At 46.1% G+C, this 18789-nt stretch carries 13 protein-coding genes and 1 other RNA gene; 9 read left to right on the top strand and 5 right to left on the bottom strand.

The window, feature by feature from the left end:
• Positions 1-355: 355 nt before the first annotated feature.
• Together QUA33_RS08640 and QUA33_RS08635 are read left to right on the top strand one after the other, a co-directional pair.
• Complete coding sequence (locus tag QUA33_RS08640) at positions 356-2626, top strand: tetratricopeptide repeat protein (RefSeq protein WP_333148087.1); 2271 nt, start codon at positions 356-358, stop codon at positions 2624-2626.
• Between the two features lie 105 nt (positions 2627-2731).
• Positions 2732-3424: a response regulator transcription factor gene (locus QUA33_RS08635; protein ID WP_333148085.1), complete on the top strand. Its 693-nt coding sequence runs from the start codon at positions 2732-2734 to the stop codon at positions 3422-3424.
• Positions 3425-3538: 114 nt separating this feature from the next.
• On the opposite strand, the gene hemG is transcribed toward QUA33_RS08635, so the two are convergent.
• The gene (hemG, locus tag QUA33_RS08630; RefSeq protein ID WP_333148083.1) at positions 3539-5026 is read right to left on the bottom strand and encodes a protoporphyrinogen oxidase; all 1488 of its coding nucleotides are present in this window, start codon (positions 5024-5026) and stop codon (positions 3539-3541) included.
• Positions 5027-5051: 25 nt separating this feature from the next.
• Positions 5052-5177, bottom strand: coding sequence for a hypothetical protein (locus QUA33_RS08625; RefSeq protein ID WP_333148081.1), 126 nt, complete (start codon positions 5175-5177; stop codon positions 5052-5054).
• Between the two features lie 714 nt (positions 5178-5891).
• Here QUA33_RS08625 and QUA33_RS08620 point away from each other — a divergent pair.
• From QUA33_RS08620 to rnpB, 3 genes are all read left to right on the top strand, one after another.
• On the top strand, positions 5892-10127 hold the full coding sequence (locus QUA33_RS08620; RefSeq protein WP_333148079.1) for a PAS domain-containing protein: 4236 nt from the start codon (positions 5892-5894) through the stop codon (positions 10125-10127).
• A gap of 75 nt (positions 10128-10202) precedes the next feature.
• Complete coding sequence (corA, locus tag QUA33_RS08615) at positions 10203-11384, top strand: magnesium/cobalt transporter CorA (RefSeq protein ID WP_333148077.1); 1182 nt, start codon at positions 10203-10205, stop codon at positions 11382-11384.
• A 318-nt stretch (positions 11385-11702) separates the two neighbouring features.
• Positions 11703-12136, top strand: an RNA gene (rnpB, locus tag QUA33_RS08610) — RNase P RNA component class A.
• A 132-nt stretch (positions 12137-12268) separates the two neighbouring features.
• On the opposite strand, the gene QUA33_RS08605 is transcribed toward rnpB, so the two are convergent.
• A complete protein-coding gene (locus tag QUA33_RS08605; protein ID WP_333148075.1) occupies positions 12269-12403 on the bottom strand; it encodes a hypothetical protein in 135 nt (44 codons plus the stop codon).
• A gap of 100 nt (positions 12404-12503) precedes the next feature.
• Here QUA33_RS08605 and rnc point away from each other — a divergent pair, with 100 nt between their 5' ends.
• Together rnc and QUA33_RS08595 are read left to right on the top strand one after the other, a co-directional pair.
• Positions 12504-13226: a ribonuclease III gene (gene rnc, locus QUA33_RS08600; protein WP_333148073.1), complete on the top strand. Its 723-nt coding sequence runs from the start codon at positions 12504-12506 to the stop codon at positions 13224-13226.
• A 294-nt stretch (positions 13227-13520) separates the two neighbouring features.
• Positions 13521-14750 (top strand): Gfo/Idh/MocA family oxidoreductase, encoded by a 1230-nt coding sequence (locus tag QUA33_RS08595; RefSeq protein WP_333148071.1) that lies wholly within the window; start codon positions 13521-13523, stop codon positions 14748-14750.
• Between the two features lie 38 nt (positions 14751-14788).
• Here QUA33_RS08595 and QUA33_RS08590 read toward each other — a convergent pair whose 3' ends face one another.
• Positions 14789-16834 carry a sensor histidine kinase gene (locus QUA33_RS08590; protein ID WP_333148069.1) on the bottom strand — a complete coding sequence of 682 codons (2046 nt, stop codon included), beginning with the start codon at positions 16832-16834 and terminating at the stop codon, positions 14789-14791.
• Between the two features lie 662 nt (positions 16835-17496).
• Here QUA33_RS08590 and QUA33_RS08585 point away from each other — a divergent pair.
• Both QUA33_RS08585 and QUA33_RS08580 read left to right on the top strand, forming a co-directional pair.
• Positions 17497-18156: a class I SAM-dependent methyltransferase gene (locus tag QUA33_RS08585; protein WP_333148067.1), complete on the top strand. Its 660-nt coding sequence runs from the start codon at positions 17497-17499 to the stop codon at positions 18154-18156.
• 77 nt (positions 18157-18233) lie between these two features.
• Entirely contained in the window at positions 18234-18437 is a 204-nt protein-coding gene (locus QUA33_RS08580) for a hypothetical protein (protein ID WP_333148065.1), read from the top strand.
• A gap of 60 nt (positions 18438-18497) precedes the next feature.
• On the opposite strand, the gene QUA33_RS08575 is transcribed toward QUA33_RS08580, so the two are convergent.
• A complete protein-coding gene (locus QUA33_RS08575) occupies positions 18498-18722 on the bottom strand; it encodes a hypothetical protein (protein WP_333148062.1) in 225 nt (74 codons plus the stop codon).
• Positions 18723-18789 lie beyond the last annotated feature (67 nt).

The raw sequence follows: 18789 nt of genomic DNA, 5'->3' as shown, positions 1-18789 counted from the left end.
GGGATGGGGAGTAGGGAGTAGGGAGTGGGCAGTGGGGCAATGTGGAATTATTGACCTTGACTCGATTATTCCCATCCAACCGGAAACGATATAAGACCAGCAGAAATTTGGTTCTTTGCTGTCGGCTGTCAGCTTCAGGGACTTGGGTTGCACTTAATCACACTGGTTCGCCACCCACATAAAATTGCCAATTGAAAATCTACAATCCTTTAGTCATCACCGGTGCGATTGACTGCCTTCGGGGCTTAGTTGTGAGTTATGACCGATCGAGATTTCAACTCTCAACTCTACAATCTAAAATCTACAATCCAAAATCTAAAACCTAAAATCTAAAATCGAAAATCGGCTGACCCTGATGTCTCTTCCTTCCCAAAAAGTTTCTAGCTCAAACAAGCTGATCTATCAACGCTTGAAACAGGCGATCGACCTCAATTTACGCCGTCAAATTTTTATTGCAGCCTGTGACGACTTGTGCTTGCGGGACTGTCTGGCAGCCCGCTTGCAGGCAGAATTAGCCGCAGAGAGCCCAGGCTCCGATCCTCGCTCCCCGATCGACTACCCCCGATTTGTCAGTTTGGAACTTGACTTGAGCGATCCAAATCCTTGGGGTTCCATCGCCGCATGGCTGACCCACCACCCACCGCCGCAAAACAGGGGCAGCTACAGCCCTTTGCCGGGATTTCAAATTCTTGGGGCAGAACACCTGACCAGGCAGTCAGCAGCCGTACAGTGGTCGTTCCTGAGCTATTTGAGAGACATCGAAGCAAACCTGCAAATGTGCGAGTCTACTCTGTTGCTGTGGGTGTCGCGGCCCTGGCTAAGTTCGATCGAGCAATCGGCGCCGGAATTTTGGCACTGGCGAACCGGAGTATTTGAGTTTGAAGGCGAACCAACTCCAGCTAAGGGAGACTTCGGGCACTTTGATGACTTCGGGCACTCCGGAGACTTGCGAAACCTGCGGGACAGCGGAGACTTTGGCAACAAACTTTTAATATCTTCTTTGTCTGGACAATCCCCAATTCCCAATGAACAATACCCAAGTTCATATCCCCCGTCTCCAGCGCCTGATTCTAAATCCGTCCAACTGACAGATGACGAACCATCCCCAATTTCCCATCCCCCGTCCCCAGCGCCTGATTCTAAATCCGTCGAACTGGCAGATTTGGTGCTAGCAGCAGCCTCTGAGGATTTGGAAGCAGAAAATGATGCCGCATCGGAGGAGAATTTTCTGCCGCTGCAAACTCTGCAATACATCGAACTGCTGCAAGAACATCAGTGTTCTTGCGAAGCCTTGGCTTTGGCTTATCACAGTTTGGGGAATTACTACCGCGATCGCATCCTGGGCGGAGACGTTTCAGAGCAAAACTTGACAATAGCCATTCGCGCGATCGAACAAGTGATTGCATATCTCGACGCTGACAGCAACTCGCAGCAAAATCTACCACTAACTGATGAATGCGCGCGGCTGATAACCCAATTGACACAAAATTTAACTCAGTACGCCCAGGAGTCCAACAGCCTACCGCCAATTTCCGATCTGCTTAACGATCTCGGCACTCTCTACTGGATGCTATCGCGCGATCGCACGCAGCATAACGCCTCTGATCCGGTATCTTGCCTTGAACGCAGCATCACCCTCTACCTTGAAGGTTTGAACCGAACAGATGCCGAGACCGCACCCCAAACCCGCGTTAGATTAAACAAAAATTTGGGAATCGCCTCTGCCGATTTAGCGCGCTATCGAGATAAGACAGAGAACTTGCAGCACGCAGTTGCAGCTTACCAACAAGCGCTGCTGGATCTAGACCCCGCCGTGGAGCCCCAGCAGTACGCAGCAGCTCAGAATAATTTGGCGACAGCATACTGGAATTTAGCCCAAGATGGTGAGCCGATCGCATATCTCAAAAGCGCGATCGCAGCTTACACCCAAGCCCTCTCCTGCTACAGTCCCGAACGAGAACCCCTCAACTATGCCGGAGTACAAAACAACCTCGGTACCGCCTGCTGGAACCTCGCCCAGCACGAACCCTCAGAATCCCTGCTAGTCAGGGCGATTTCCGCCTACCGCGAAGCATTGAAATACCGCACCAGAGAATTAGTACCCGCAGCAGCAGCAGCCACCTACAATAATCTCGGTACCGCTTATTGGCATTTGGCGAACCAGTTTCAGCAGAAACGAGCGCGGACGGAATCATTGCAGCAGGCGATTACCGCCTACGAAGCCGCCCTGGATATCGCCGGAGAGCTCGATCGAACCCAACTTACCTTTGACGCCTTGGCCGCCCGCAACAATCTCGGACTAGCCCACTATCAACTAGCCATAGAACCAGATTTTGCCGCTAATAAAGCTGCACAGACAAGCCATCTAGAAGCAGCACTGCACCACCAGTTGCAAGTGTGCGCCGAATGGGGACAACATCTCAATGACAAAGGGTTAACATATGGGGATAAACTCAACCTGCAAGCCCCGGCAAACTCCCAAGCTGCTGATTCCAGGCAAACAGCATTGAGCTATATTGTCAAAACGATTAGAGCTTTCTATAGTGAATGTGGGCTGCCAGGCCAAAATTTAGCCTTATCCAAAGTTCCTGGAGATTTATTGCCTGAAATTTTGCGTAGGTTATAAATATGGCTATAACTATTAAAAGCTCAATTTTTTCGAGATTTGTATCCAGTTTTCTATTATTATGGCTGAATATTCTTGCCTAATTCTTCAAGCAAACTTGTGGTCATGGCCCCTGTAAAAATCCTTGTGGTTGATGACGACCCGGCAATCCGAAATTTAATTCACCGTTTTTTGAGCCAGCAAGGTTATCAAGTTGAGTCTGGCGAGGACGGTCAGACTGGTATGGAATTATTTGAGCAACTCAATCCTGACTTAGTAGTTCTAGATGTAAATTTACCTGATACAACTGGCTACAAACTGTGTCAAGAAATGCAAAGACGCACGGGCGTGTTTGTGTTGATGCTGACTGCCCGAACCGATGAAGCTGACAAAATGAAAGGGTTTGCCGAAGGTGCTGACGACTACATTACTAAACCTTTTAGTCTTGTAGAAATTGGAGCTCGCGTTGCAGCAATTTTGAAGCGCAAACGCATTGTTACTCCCGCCGAACAACAAACTCTTACTTTTGGAGAGCTACTAATAGATCCGGTTCGCCGCGAGGTAATTATCGGCAGTCAGATAGTTGCTTTGACTGCTTTAGAATTCGATCTGCTGTACTGTTTGGCCAGCAAACCCGGTCGCGTGTGGAGGCGATCGGAATTGCTGCATGAAGTGTGGGACTACGAGTATGTAGGAGCCGATCGCGTGGTGGATGTCCATATAGGTCAAATTCGCCGCAAAATTGAACCAGATGCCACTCAAATTTCGATGATTCAAACCGTTAGGGGGGTGGGTTACAAGTTTGAACCCACAACCTAGTAACATTCGGCATTGGGCATCGGATATGAAGGCAGAAGGCTGTAGGCGCGGGTTCACCAATATCTCGGATTAACATACTCGATATTGGTAAACCCGCCCTCCCCAGACAATCATTCAGATCGATCGAGTATCTGATTGTTTGTTCTGCAAATACTCGCCCACTTCTCGTGCACGCTCAAAACCCCTTCGCACGCAATCTCCCAAAGCCACTCCGCCGATGTAGTTGCTGCACAAAAATACCCCAGGCAAAGATTGTAAGCCCTCATCAATTTGTTGCACGCGATCGAAATGACCCAAATTGTACTGAGGAATCGCCCGCTTCCACACATTCACCGCTAAAACTTTGGGCTGTGGCACATCTGGTTTCAGCAAAATCCGAGACAAATCTCGGTGCACCTCCCGAACGATTTGTTCTGAGTCGAGATTGCCAATTTCCGAATCAGTAGCCCCGCCGATGTAACTGCTGAGAGTTTGCCACCCTGCAGGCGCGCGATCGGCAAATAAACTCGATGTCCAAATCGTCCCCAGAGTGCGAATTCCCTGCCCCCTCGGAATTAAATTTCCAAAACCTACTAATTTTCCCTTGACATCAGACTGCGGATATGCTAGGACAACGCAGGCAACCGTAGGATAAGTAAAAGCTTGTAAAGCACTGCTAACTTTCGGTTGCAGAGACTGCAACAAATCGGCTGTAACGTAAGCGGGCGTTGTCAAAACCACGGTGCGCGCTTCAACTTCCTGCTGTCCGTCGGGCGTCGAGAATACAGCAATGTAAGTTTCGCGTTCTGTACGATCGAGGCGAGTCAGATGCCAGTTGAGTTTCACTCGATCGCCCAATTGAGCAGCGATCGCCTCTGGCAAAGCCTTCAACCCCTGTTTAAACGAACCCAACTCCCCCGGTCTAGTCTTAGGAACATTCGGGTCTGCAACAGTCTTTAGCCCCCCCTTGGTAAGGGGGGGTTGGGGGGGTCTTTTCCTAGCAGAAAGCAGCGCCCCCGCCACCAGCCCGCCACCCACATCAGCCATCTTTGCTACCCGGCCAAAAGCCGCCGCCGCGCTAAGTTGTTGCGGATCGCCGGCATAAACCCCAGAAACAAAAGGTTCCACCAACCGCTGCATCACTTCCGTCCCCAGATGACGGCGGAAAAATTGAGAAACAGTTTCCTCGTCACCCTGCTGCGAAAGTCGATCGCCCATTGCCGGCGCGACAAACCCCAAAGCCCCGAACAACGCCCGCAGTTTTCCCGGAAAACTCAGTAACTGAGACTGAATCATCGCCGGTGGAGTCATCGGCACCGGTTGCAGCTTTTTTTGCCAATAAACAAAACGAGGCAATTTGCGATCGGCAAAAATCAACTCCTGCTTCAATCCCACATCCACAGCCAACTTCATCAATTCTGGCGTCGGCGAAAAACTGTTCGGGCCCTCCTCCCAGAGAAACCCTTCGGCTGTCACAGTGGTGATGTTCCCGCCCACACGTCCCTGACTCTCAGCGACTAAAATCTTCAGCGGCAGTGCACTCGTTGCTTCCTTGTGAAGTGCGTGCGCCAAACTCAAACCGCTAATACCCGCACCCACAATCAAGGTATCTAATAGTTCCATATTACATAGAAAAATATCGCAATCTTTATGTTACATGGCTTTGCACGGCTTGCATTCTTTGCTGGGCGTACTGCCAAACCGCTTTCAGATTACCGAATTGGGAATTGGGAATCGGGAATTGGGAATTGGGAATCGGTAAGCTGTCGGGCATTTCTTAAGCATTTTTCTCGTATGTTGTGGATTAACCCACCTCCCCATCTCCCCGTCTCTCGATCTCACTTTTGTATCCGCTGGGTCTGGTTTAAAAAAAGAGCATCTGCTGTAATTAAGCTATATTTCCAAATATACTATTTCTTTAAAATTTTTGTATTATAGGGAACAGCGCCAAAAATTGCACCGGCAAAGGCAGCAGTAACGCAGCAGTACAGTGCCCAAAAAGATTTGAGTGGGTTAAACTAACTTTAGGCAAATTTTAGAGCTTAAGCAAGTCACCACCCCGCTCTGAAGAGATTGGGCTTTATGCCCTAATCAAAAGAGAGAGTTGACTAGCTATCGTCTTAACTGATTAGATTATCAAAAATATGGGTATAAGCCCAAGCTGCTATGCGATGCGGGTGAAATATTGGAAACGGTAATTGTTCCGTTGAGAATAGATCGTAAAAGTACCAAGCGACCAAGTAGCCCCCTGTAGGAATAATCAATATTGAAGGTGGTGAAAACTGCCTGATGCGTGCTACCTCGATCACTCTACTCACATCTTGCACAATTCTCAAGAACAGGCTTTCCACCCTGTTTCACAAAGAGTTAATTTCTTGTGGGGCGGGCATCCTGTCGGCTCATAAAAGCTTATTGAAAATGGTGCAACATATGAGTTTAAAGACACGAGGTTTTCATAATACTAAGCTTTTCTCATGAAAAAATACCCATGCAGGAAGTTATCAACTCGTTTCAGTCTTTTTTCTCTAACTCTGTTGATGCTTTCCTAGAGTGCGATCGACAGCAAAATTATTTATCGATCAATCCTATTGCTGCGGCTTGGATGGGATTAGAGCCTGCTGAAATAGTCAACAAAACTAATCAGGAATTATTGAAATTATATCCTAATAATCCTGCGGTAAAAAATATAATCTTGCAGATTGATTCTTGCCTGCAACAAGTATTTATAACCGGGAAAAAACGGCTGGCAATTCATGAGGTGACGGCGGCAGACGGCGGGATTAAAATTTACGAAACGGCTTACACGCCAGCGGTGGATGCCTCTAGCAACCAGATGCGGGTTTTCGGCGTTGGTAGAGATATCACCAGGCACTACCGCTGGCAGCAGCAGAAAACTCAAGAGTTACGCCGATCGAACCATTTACTGTGGTTGAATGCAGCTAACAGTCCGCTGGCAATGGTGGGCTGGGATGAAGATTTTCGCATCGTTCAGTGGTCGAAACGCGCCGAGGAAATCTTTGGCTGGACATCCGATGAGATGATGGGCAAGCAGTTCGGCGATTTGGCTTTGGTTTGCGAAGAAGATAGAGAGGCTGTAAGCGCGATCGAGCTTGAACTAGCCACCGGCAACGGCAATACTTCAATTAACCGCAACTATACTAAAAGCGGACAGGTAATTTGGTGTCGCTGGTTCAACTCAATTATTCGCAGCGGCGACACTTTTACCGTGCTTTCTTTGGTGGAAGATATCACCGATCGCAAACGGTTGGAAGCAGAAAAAGCCCAAGCTTCTCGCCTCACAGCAATGGTAGCCGATGTCGGTATTGCCCTCACCAAACACCCTCAAGATATCCTGCTTCCCTGCTGCGAGGCAATGGTGCGGAATCTTGATGTCGCTTCTGCTGAAATTTGGACTTTCAACTCTCAACATAATCTTTGGCAATTGCAAGCAGCTTCGGGAATATACAGCCGCACAGACGATCGGGCTAGGTTTATTGAAAGTAAGGTTAACTCGATCGCCAAACAGCAAAAACCGGAATTTGACTGCGGATTTGAACTGAACAATTTTGGAATCCCAGAGGAAGAATCCGCAAAAGCAACACCGCCACACAGTTCCGAAGTAGCAATTATCAACACCAGCCAAAAGCCGACAAATTGCCCAATCCCCCAGCAAATTCTCACCTTCGCAGGCTACCCTTTGATAGTCGAAGAACGGCTGGTGGGAGTCATGGTAATTATCAGCCGCCAGCCGCTGACAGCACCCTTTCAGGAAACTTTAGCGTCGGTGGCAGATGTCATCGCTTTAGGCATCGAACGCAAGCGTGCAGAAGCTGAATTAAAATCAGCTAGAGGCTTTCTCAATTCCGTAGTAGAAAATCTGCCTGTGGGAGTTTTTGCTAAAGATGCTTCTTCGCTGAAATTTGTGCTGTGGAATAAAGCGGGAGAAACGATCGCAGGTGTTACATCTCAAGAGGCGATCGGCAAAAATGACTACGATATTTACCCCAAAGAACAAGCTGATGTTTTTACTGCTCAAGATAGGGAAATATTGACCGGCGATCGCAACCAATCTACTGTTAAAGATATAGCCGAAGAGCCGATCCAAACTCGCCACAAAGGTATGAGAATACTGCACACCCGCAAAGTGCCAATTCTCGACGCCACAGGTCGCCCTCAGTACGTTTTAGGTATTACTGAAGATATCACCGAACGCAGGCAGGTAGACGAAAGCGTGCGCCTCTACGACCAAATTGTCGAGAATATGCAAATTGGTTTGTACGTCTACCATTTAGAAAACATAGACGATGACAGCACTCTCAGGGCGATCGCCTCAAATCCCGCGGCTACTCTATTTACCGGATTAGAAATGGCTGATGTTTTGGGAATGACAATCGACGAGATTTTTCCCCACCTGCGATCGAAAAACATTCCCCAAGCATTTGCTGCGGTAATTCGCACCCAGAAAGCCGTAGAACTTGAATATATTGACTGCGATGAAGGGGGTCGAATAACTCGCGCTTTTTCTATTAAAGCTTTTCCATTACCCAACAACTGCGTCGGTGTTGCTTTTGAAAATATTACTGCTCGCAAGTGCCTAGAACTAGAACTGCAGGCGTCTTTGGAAAAAACCGAACGTTCAGAACAACTCCTGCGTACAGTAATAGACAAAACCAGCGACTGGATTTTTGCCAAAGACAAAAAATTTCGCTATATTTTGGCAAACAGGAGTTTCGCTCAAGCGATCGGCAAAACAGTCGAAGAGATAATTGGCAAATCTGATTTAGAATTAGGATTTTCCGAAGAGTTAGTGTTTGGGAATTCCGCCAAAAATATCCGAGGCTTCCGCACAGACGACTCTGCTGTACTGGCCGGCGAAATTATCCACAATCCCTGCGATCCGGCAACTATTGCTGACGGTTCAGTACATATTTTTGATACCCAAAAACTTCCCCTGCGCGACGCTGAAGGTAATGTATTTGCAGTGCTAGCTTTCGCTCACGATATTACAGAACGACATGAATCGGAAGCAGCTTTGCGTAGAAGTGAATCAAGATTTAGGTCTTTGGTAGCTAATATTCCCGGAGTGGTTTATCGCTGGAAGTGCGATTTCTCGACTAATTTTATTAGCGATGCCGTTTACTTATTAACGGGCTACCCGGCGGCCGATTTTATTTGGCTTTTGGACAGGGGATGCCGGACTTTTGCTAGCATTATTTACCCGGAAGATTTGGCAAAAGTAGAAGCAACTATTCGGCAAGGCATAGAAAACAAAGAGTCTTATAACTTGGAATATCGGTTGCTAGCAGCAGACGGCACGGTTAAATGGGTGTGGGATAAGGGTTCTCCTGTGTTTGACGCAGATGGGAACGTTTGCTGTTTGGACGGGGTGATTTTTGATATTAGCGATCGGTACTACGCAGAGGAAGCATTGCGCCAAAAAACTTTAGAGTTAGAAGCAGTTTTTCGCGCTTTGCCTGATTTGTATTTTCGACTAGATGCTGACGGTATAATTGTGGATTATTTGTCAGGAACTTCCTCGAATTTATACGTACCTCCCGAACAGTTTCTTGGCCAACGAATGACAGACATATTGCCACACAATGTCGCCAGCCAATTTTCCCAAGCAATCTTTGAAATTTCCGAAACACGAAATTCAATCGATATAGAATATTCGCTTTCCATGGCGGAAGGAGAAACAACTTATGAAGCCCGACTGTTGCCGTTTAATTCCGATCAGATTATTATTCTAGCCCGCAATATTACCAAGCGCAAACAAGCCGAAGCTCAATTAAAACATAAAAATCGCCAGCTAGAGCAAACATTGAAACAATTAGGCAGGACTCAAGCTCAACTAATTCAAGCGGAAAAAATGTCGGGTTTGGGACAGTTAGTGGCGGGAATTGCTCACGAAATCAATAATCCTGTCAGTTTTATTTATGGTAATATCACTTACGCTAGTGAGTATGCCAAAAACTTGCTGGAACTGTGCAGTTTGTACCACGCACACTACCCGGAACCTGTTGCTGTTATCCAAGATTTGGCAGAAGAAATAGAACTGGAATTCATGAAAGAGGATTTCCCGCACCTGCTGACTTCTATTCAAACCGGAGCCGAGCGAATTCGTCAAATAGTTCTGTCTTTGCGTAATTTTTCCCGCCTGGAAGAATCCGATCTCAAGCGTGTTAATATTCACGAGGGAATAGACAGCGCTCTGTTAATTTTGCAACACAAACTCAAAGAAAATGGCAGGAATCGTCCTATTCAAATAGTTAAAGAATATGGAAAATTACCGCCGATACAGTGCTACGTGGGACAGTTAAATCAAGTGTTTATGAATATTTTAAATAATGCTATTGATGCTTTAGCCGATGTCAGGAATAGGAAGTTGGAACTGGGGAGTTATTCGGAAGAGGAAGGCCAAGATTTTGCTAGTTTACCTTTAACTTGCGACACATTGCCGTGGATTCGGATTCGCACTGAGGTGTTGGAGAACAATCGGGTGGCGATCGTAATTTCCGATAACGGGTGTGGCATGGTAGAGTCTGTTAAATGTCGAGTATTTGACCCGTTTTTTACTACTAAACCAGTAGGTAAAGGTACGGGATTGGGACTGTCTATCTCCTATCAGATTGTGGTAGAAAGACACGGAGGGACGCTGCAGTGCATTTCCGCGCCGGGAGAAGGAACTGAATTTGCGATCGAGATTCCCATTCGGCAGAGGTAATTAGTCATTGGTAATTGGTAGTTGCACCAGAAAAATGATAATCTAATTAAAGGTTCTAAAGTCAGGAATATTAGCATGGTATACAAAAGCATACATACTTCTAGTGCCGTTGCAAAACAAATTAAAGAAGATGATGATGATGATGATTCCTATGTTGACTATTTTTATGACGATCCGGGGGCTCCGCCGGGAACTCTCGACTTAGAACCAGATGCGCCGCCTCCGGAGATTGTATTAATTGACTATTGCGAAACAGCCGCAACTCGCGCAAAATTGGCAAATCCTCAAAAAGCTGCTGCGTATTTAGATACAGCATCTGTTTCTTGGGTTGATATGTTGGGATTGGGAAACAAAGAAACTTGGCGACAAATGGGCGAAGTGTTTAATTTACACCTAATGGCTCAGGAAGATGTAGTTAATGTTCCCCAGCGACCGAAAGTAGTAGACTATGAAGAACATATTTTAATCATTGCTTGGATGGTGATGCTCCATCCAGAATCAGATACTTTTCATAAAGAACAAGTAAGTTTTATTTTGGGCAAGCATTACCTGTTAACTGTTCAGGAAGAACCGGACTATGATTGTTTTGAACCAGTGCGCGATCGCATTCGTAAAGGACAAGGAATGATTCGCAAACATGGAGCAGATTATCTGGCTTATACTCTGTTAGATTCGATTATAGATGGATTCTTCCCTGTATTAGAAGTTTATGGAGAGCGGATTGAAGAATTAGAAGATGAAGTGGTTCTAAACCCCACCCGCAAAACCCTGGAAAAAATATATAAAATCAGGCGAGAATTGCTGACTCTGCGCCGCGCCATTTGGCCGCAGCGGGATGCAATTAATGTTTTAATTCGAGATAGCAGTGATTTGATTAGTCCCGAGGTGCGAATTTACCTGCGCGACTGTTACGATCACACGGTGCAGGTGATGGATATGGTCGAAACCTATCGAGAGTTGTCTTCGGGTTTGATGGATGTTTACTTGTCTTCGGTGGGTAATAAAATGAATGAAATCATGAAATTGCTGACGGTGATTTCGAGTATCTTTATTCCTCTAACTTTTGTTGCGGGAGTATACGGAATGAATTTCAATACAGAGAAATCTCCCTGGAATATGCCGGAACTAAATTGGTATTTTGGCTATCCGCTTTGTTGGGCAATTATGCTAGCGATCGCCTCTGGCTTAGTTTACTTCTTCTGGCGGCGTGGCTGGTTTGATAATTTTTCTACCATCAAAGATGACTCATTAAAGTAACTGAATTGAAGATTTTAGATTTGGGATTGAAGATTTAATAATTAAAAATTATGTTAGGTAAAAAGGTTTCCTGCCCCTAGTGGAATCCGTGCCATAAATCCTTGGCTCGTAATTCCCAACTTTTCCGCCCCCTGATTCATCCGCGAGTGAATTTAAGGGGATTTGCATGGTAATTTAATTGTAGGGCGGGCTTTCGGGCCGACCGTACAAGAGTTTGAATAAACACAAATGTCCAAATTAAGCGGGCGACAAGTTAAAATCTTCTATCTCAAATCCCAAATTGATTGACGAACGATCGCGTACAATAAATCTGGGGAAAAAGTAGGCGCAGGCGGTTGCGGATTAGCGAAAGCTTGTCTGAGGAAAGTCCGGGCTCCCGAAAAACCAAACTTGCTGGGTAACGCCCAGTGCGAGCGATCGTGAGGATAGTGCCACAGAAAGATACCGCCAATTAGTCATTAGTCAGCAGTCATTGGTCATTAGTAAGTAACTGAGGATTTTTGACTGGGAAGCAAAAACTAATTTGGTAAGGGTGCAAAGGTGCGGTAAGAGCGCACCAGCAGCATCGAGAGGTGCTGGCTCGGTAAACCCCAGTTGGGAGCAAGGTCGGAGGAACTATGGTTGGTTTTTTACCAGTTCCGTTTTTTGGTACCGCTTGAGGCGTCTGGTAACAGGCGCCCCAGATAGATAACTGCCCTCGAAAACTGCTTGCAGTTGAGAGAACAGAACCCGGCTTATGTCCGACTTTTTCCCCACCCAAATTTTGGTAAGGTGCTTAGGGGCAGATTGGTCAAGGTGTAATTAAGGTGTTTGCGTCATCGTAAGCGTTGAGCTTTATTCTTGATATGTTATTTATTGCTAATAATCTATCAAATAAAGAAGATTTATCGATCGCCCGAAGCAGAGATTTCCAGCGCTTGAGGCACTTCTTCACCACCTTGACAGAGCGGATTACAAGCACCACAAGGAATATTGGGTTTTTGAATGAAAAGCTTTTTAGTGATATGAATTTGAGACATTTTTCAAAAAAATATACAACTTTAGACAAGCTCCAAGCCCGGATAGTCATCCGTCATTGGCAATTAATTATAAAATCTAAAATCTAAAATCTAAAATGGTATGATTTATCCGGGTCGCCAAAAGCAACTTGAAACATTAATTCAAAAATTGGGACTGACGAAGAATGCTTCGATAAAATGGCATCTCCTCGATTTAGCTTTGACTCATGCGAGCGCGTCAGCTAAGGCCAATTACGAGCAACTAGAGTTTGTCGGGGATGCAGTTGTGCGGCTGGCTGCGTCGGAATTGTTGTTTGAGATTTATCCAGACTGTACAGTGGGGGAATTTGCTGCTATTCGATCGATCTTGGTGAGCGATCGCATTCTTGCTAAAATCGCTGAAAGTTACGGGTTCGATCGCTATTTAATTGTTTCCAGCAGCGCCGCCTCGGACAAAACAGGCGCTGAACCCCGGCTGGCAGATGCTTTGGAAGCGGTACTGGCTGCGCTTTATTTGAGTACCCACAGCTTAGAATTAATTCGCCCTTGGCTAGATTCTCACTTTCAACGCCTAGCGGCAGAAATCCGCAGCGATCCGGCCCGTCAAAACTACAAAGCTGCTCTCCAAGAATTGACTCAAGGCAAATACAAAACTTTGCCTAAATATAGCGTCCAAGAAACCGGGACAGTGCAGGGCGGGGAGGATCGTTTTACCGCAGAAGTTCTCATTCAGGGAAAGTTGGTAGCAGAGGGAAAAGGTCGATCGATCAAAGCGGCTGAACAAGCAGCGGCTCAGGTAGCTTTCAATAAATTAGTTAATAGTCAGTTGACTGTTGACTGTTGACTGTTGACTGTTGGCTGTTGGCTGTTGGCTGTTGACTGTTATTTGTTATTTGTTATTTGTTAGCTGCTAAGCTGTTGTGCATCTAATTTGAAAGTCAATTTTTCTACAATGATTGTGGAAGGGGCATCCTGCCCATCTCTAGATGCAATTTAAATGCGTAGCAGCTTACCAATAACCAATAACCAATAACTACTGCCAACAGTCAACAGTCAACAGTGATTTTTTGGAGTGAAAACATAGATAATAATAACAAAATATGCTATAATTACTGTGCGATTTTTGCAATTATAATCAATGAAAATCGGAATAGCTGTATTGGGTGCAGGTCGCTGGGGAGTTAACTTAATTCGCAACTTTCTGGAACATCCCAACAGCGAAGTTTTAGCGGTGGTAGACCCGAATCGAGATTCATTGGCGGCCGTTCAAAAACAATTTAATCTGGATGCCTCGGTGATTCTAGCTACCGATTGGTCTCAAGTGCAAGCCCTGCCGGGACTGCAAGCTGTGGCGATCGCTACTCCTGCTTCCACACACTACACCCTCGCAGCAGCAGCGCTGCAACAAGGCTACCACGTCTTAGCAGAAAAACCCCTCGCCCTCAACCTCACTGAAGCCATAGAACTCTGCCAATTAGCCGAAAAACAGCATCGGCAACTCTTCGTTGACCACACTTATCTGTTTCATCCAGCAGTCGATCGAGGCCAAAGAATTATTCAACAGCATCAACTCGGAAAATTGCGCTACGGTTACGCCCAGCGCACCCATTTTGAACCCGTGCGCCATGACGTTGATGCCCTTTGGGACTTGGCCGTTCACGATATCGCTATTTTCAATACTTGGCTGGAACAAACGCCAATTGAAGTAAGGGCGATGGGTACTGTATTTCCGAAGGAAGAAGGAAGTTCGGCAACGGATTCTGTAACGGATGTAACGGATGTCAGGAAGAAGGAAGAAGGAAGAAGAAATAGGGAAGAAGGAATAAATCAAGAAGCAGCAGAAATTGAAAATCAATTTTCTCCTTCACTGCTGACTAATAATCCTGCAGAAAAACTAGCAGATTTAGTTTGGGTAACGCTCACCTATCCCGACGGATTTCAAGCATTTATTCACCTGTGCTGGCTAAATCCCGACAAACAACGGCGCTTAACAGTTGTTGGCAGTTTGGGAACCTTGATTTTTGATGAAATGTCGCCAGAAACTCCCCTGATTGTGCAGCGCGGCAATCCAGATTGGGGAGGCGAAGAGAATAACTGTTTTGAAAGTGCGATCGCGAAGCCCGCCCCTACGGGGGCTACGCCAACGAAGAGGATCGCGCCACAGCCAACCGGCATCAGACACCGCGAAGTGTTGAGTTTAGAACAAGTAGAACCGCTGAGGCGAGTGTGCGATCGCTTCCTCAACTGCGTGCAAACAAATACCCCCTGTCTTACCTCTTCGGGCCCGGCCTCCGTCGAATTAATCCGCATTCTCAGCACTTTGAGCAAATCCCTCGAACTCGGCGGACAGCCCCTAAAACCATTTTAGATTTTAGATTTTAGATTTTAGATTGGGAAAATCACTCCTCAACTTTTGAAATTTCCCTTTTCCGTTACTAAGTCCGGGCTGTGAAAATAAAAACTTGACTGCTGATTGACAGGCAAAGAAATCATCACCGTAGTACCTTGATTCACGCCCGCGCTGTGCAGGGTAATGCTTCCGATCATAGATTCCATTATCCTTCGCGAGATAGCCAAGCCCAAACCGTTACCGCCAAACCTGCGAGTTGTAGAACCATCAGCCATCACAAAAGGTTGAAACAATTTCTGCTGGTGCTCGGGATCGATACCAATTCCCGTATCTTTAATTGTCACCACCACCCAATCGCTTTGACCGCTAGGACCCGTCGTACTTTCACCACTGCCGTTAAAACTACCAGAATTAGTCCTAGATTCTAGCCGCACCGATATATTAATGCTGCCCGACTCTGTAAACTTAACGGCATTGCTCAAAACATTTAAAAACACCTGTTTTAGCTTCTCTGGATCGGCATGAACAATAATCGGATCGTGAGGAGCTGGCAAACTTAACTTCAAGCCTTTTTCCTCTATTTGACTCGCTTGCAAATCAATCGCGTCTTCAAGTACCTGAGTAATGTCAACTACTTCTAACATCATCGAGAACGTGCCGGATTCTATTTTAGCAATGTCCAAAATATCATTAATGATATTGAGCAATTGCATGGACGAGTCGTGAGCCCGCTGTAAAAATTCCATTTCTTCATCTCGGTCATCGCAGTAGCCGTCCCGCACAATTTGAATAAAACCAATAATCCCGTTGAGCGGCGTTCTCAATTCGTGAGAAATATTCCCCAAAAATTCATTTTTTAATTGATTGGCAACTTGCGCTTCTTTGGTTGCGACTTCCAATTCTCTGGCCCAGGATCTGAGGCGCTGCACCATGCTGTTGAGTGCTTCTGATAGTTGATTAAATTCCCTAATTTGGAAATCTTGGGGCACTGTCTGCGACGCTTCCGTATCTACTTTCATCGCGTAGTCTCTTAGTTTTTCCACAGGACGCGCCAAGTCGCGAGACAGATATAAAGTCGCGATGATACTAGCAGCAACCAAGCCTACAATTAAATTAAATAAAACTTGCTGAATCTCTTCCAAACCTGACAGAGCGTAATCTAAACGAGAGACAGCTAAAATAATCCACTTGCTGTTCTCCTGTGTAGTTGAAGGACTCGGGATAGCGGCGTATCCTGCTAGCAACTCTACACCATTTCTTTCAAAGGAAAATAGATGGAGAAAAGCAGTTCCGCCTGCGATCGCCCTTTTGACAATACTTTTTAGTCGAGCGGCATCTGCCTCTTGGTCGATATTGCGGCCCACGCGGTTGACATTAGGGTGCGCCAAAATTGTCCCATCTTGGTCGATCGCCACCGTATAGCCGGCTAGAGAACCCTTGGGAGCGCTGGTTTGCACAGGCAAGGCTGAGCGCAAACTCAAAGCATAACTCAACTGCAGGGTATTGCTCCGACGAATGTAAACAGGAGCGCTCAACACCAAACTCGCTTGGCTATCGGGGCCTTCTTTACCCGCCTCGGGAAAATCCTCAGCCCCCAAAGCCACCTTCCGATCGTTTGCTGTCTCCTGTCGCTGCGGAGGTAAGGACAGACTGATGTAAACGCTCTTGTCGTCCAGCAGCGTTTGCTGCTGCTGTACGGGCGGCCAAAATTTTGCCGGCAGCGACTGAATCGGCTGCGGCCCGCAAGTGCTTGCTATCACTTGATTTGTCTTTAAATTAGTCAATTGCAAGCAATCAACCTGCGCTGGCAACCGCTGCCCTAATTGGGCGATAAACTTTTGATAATCCTTCGGATTTACCGACTGCAACATCGAGCTTTCCGAAGCGCCGATCAGATTCGACTTCAGCGATTTCGCCCACTGTTCAATAGTTTCTGCTTTTCTGACTGCACTTTCTGTCAAGTTTTGACGAGCAGTTTCCAGAAGCGTCGAGCGTGCCTTGCGATAGGTAACATACTCCCCCACCAGTAGAACAGGTACGCTGAGCAACAAAATCCGCGACAGTAAAATACGGCGAAAGGAGGATTGACCTAACTTAACCATAGGAAATATCTAAATTAAGGTGCAACACCCAACAGCGACCATTAAAGTGAAATAAACCAGACCGAAAGCATGAATCTGTCTAGGGTGCTCTGCTGACTGGACAACACAGCTTCAGAACAACATTTAAACACAATTATAGAAGCCACTGTAGTAATCTCGATTCTAAGTGTGTGGGTCCAAAGATGCTTAGCAATTTGTTTGGCAAATGCCTGTGATTTCGGTCACACTTCCCTACTCAATTCTCGGAGCGACTGGCATCCGATCGCCCCTGGGCCAATTTTTCAGGCTGCAAAAAGCGTCGGGTGGACATACCGCAGTTGCTTGAAGCTAGAATCGCATCGATGCACTCGCCCCAAATTAACAGGCAAAAAGTTCGGTTTCCGGCTAGTGTACATAGAGAATTCTTGCTCGATCGGACTTTTTTTTGCGAATGCCTTCGAGAGATGGGCCAGAGATGGGCGATGCAAGATTTTGCACTCTGTGAAAGATTTCTTTTGCCCTCCGGTTGATTCGGTGACAAAATTCACCGGTCAAACAAAAAGAATGAGACGATCGACCTGCCGATCGACTTTGACAACCCTAATGTGGGGAACCTTGGCGCAAACAGTGTACCCACGCTCCGTAAATTCGCGGTCTCGGCAATAATCTCCATAGCTTAATCGATGAAAAAAAACTTTAGCAATTATACGTATTATTACACAAACAACCGTCCGAGATATCATCACGCTTATTTGATATCTCCCCTATTAGAAATGCTGGCGGCACTTCAGCAGACCAGCAAGACAAAACTCCGAGTTTTGGATCTCGGCTGCGGCAATGGCAGCCTCAGTCACGTTATCGCAGAGCACGGCTGCGAAGTTGTCGGCGTTGACACTTCTGCGCCCGGAATTGCCATCTCCAGTCAAAGTTTCCCCGAGTGTCAGTTTATCCAAGCAGATATTTACGACCTCCCAGATACCGATATTCTGAAGTCATTTGATGTTGTCTTAGCTATTGAAGTAATCGAACACTTGCTTTATCCTAAAGAACTAGCAAGAACTGCCAAAAAATGCCTCACTCCGGGAGGAAAACTAATTATTTCCACACCCTATCACGGCTATTTAAAAAATCTGGCTTTAGCGGTTTCTGGCCAACTAGATAAACATTTTACCGTTCTTTGGGATAACGGTCACATTAAATTTTTTTCAGTAGAGACGCTGACCAAGTTATTAACATCTGAAGGATACACCGACATAAAATTTAAATTTGCTGGTCGGTTTCCCTATCTTTGGAAATCAATGTTATGCTCTAGTACGTTCTCGCCACCAGCGGATAAATTATGAATTGGGATTTGTGATTTTTCAGCCGATTAATTTTTCTGAATAAACGACCAGCCCTCATGAAAAGTAAAAGATAACTTTTGGCGTTTGGATATGAGGCGATCAACTTTGGCAGAACCAAGCTGCTATCAACCGCACCGATGATCGATCTTCCCTACAGGGATTTCCTAGCGCGCCACCGGGACAAACTTCAGTCGATCGACCCCATGAGCTTTATCTTAGCCAATCTCGACAAAATTCCGCCGACAGAATTGGCAACCATCGGCCAAAAAGCGGCAGAGTAGCACTTAGGAAGTCATTAGTCAGCAATCAGTAGTCATTTGTTATTAGTCATTTGTTACTTGCTACCCATGCCCCATGCCCCATGCCCATGCCCCATGCCCTTTGCAATTCTTATTTTTTCCCTGACTTTTCCCTAAACATTCCACAGCGTTTCCACAGGCAAGTCTGAGGTTTTCCACAGGTGCGACAAAGTTTTCCACAGAAATTAACGGCACGGTAGCATCTTGCTGCGGAATTGGGGATTTCCTTAACTTGCTGCCCAATCCCTCATAAACCGCCCAACACATAAAGATATGTAACAAAAAATGCCATGAAAAGCTTATTATTTGGTAAACCTTTTTTTTATCTAAAGGA

This window comes from Microcoleus sp. Pol14D4, from assembly GCF_036701245.1.
Classification (GTDB): domain Bacteria; phylum Cyanobacteriota; class Cyanobacteriia; order Cyanobacteriales; family Microcoleaceae; genus Microcoleus.
This window is presented reverse-complemented; position numbering and strand designations above follow the sequence as displayed.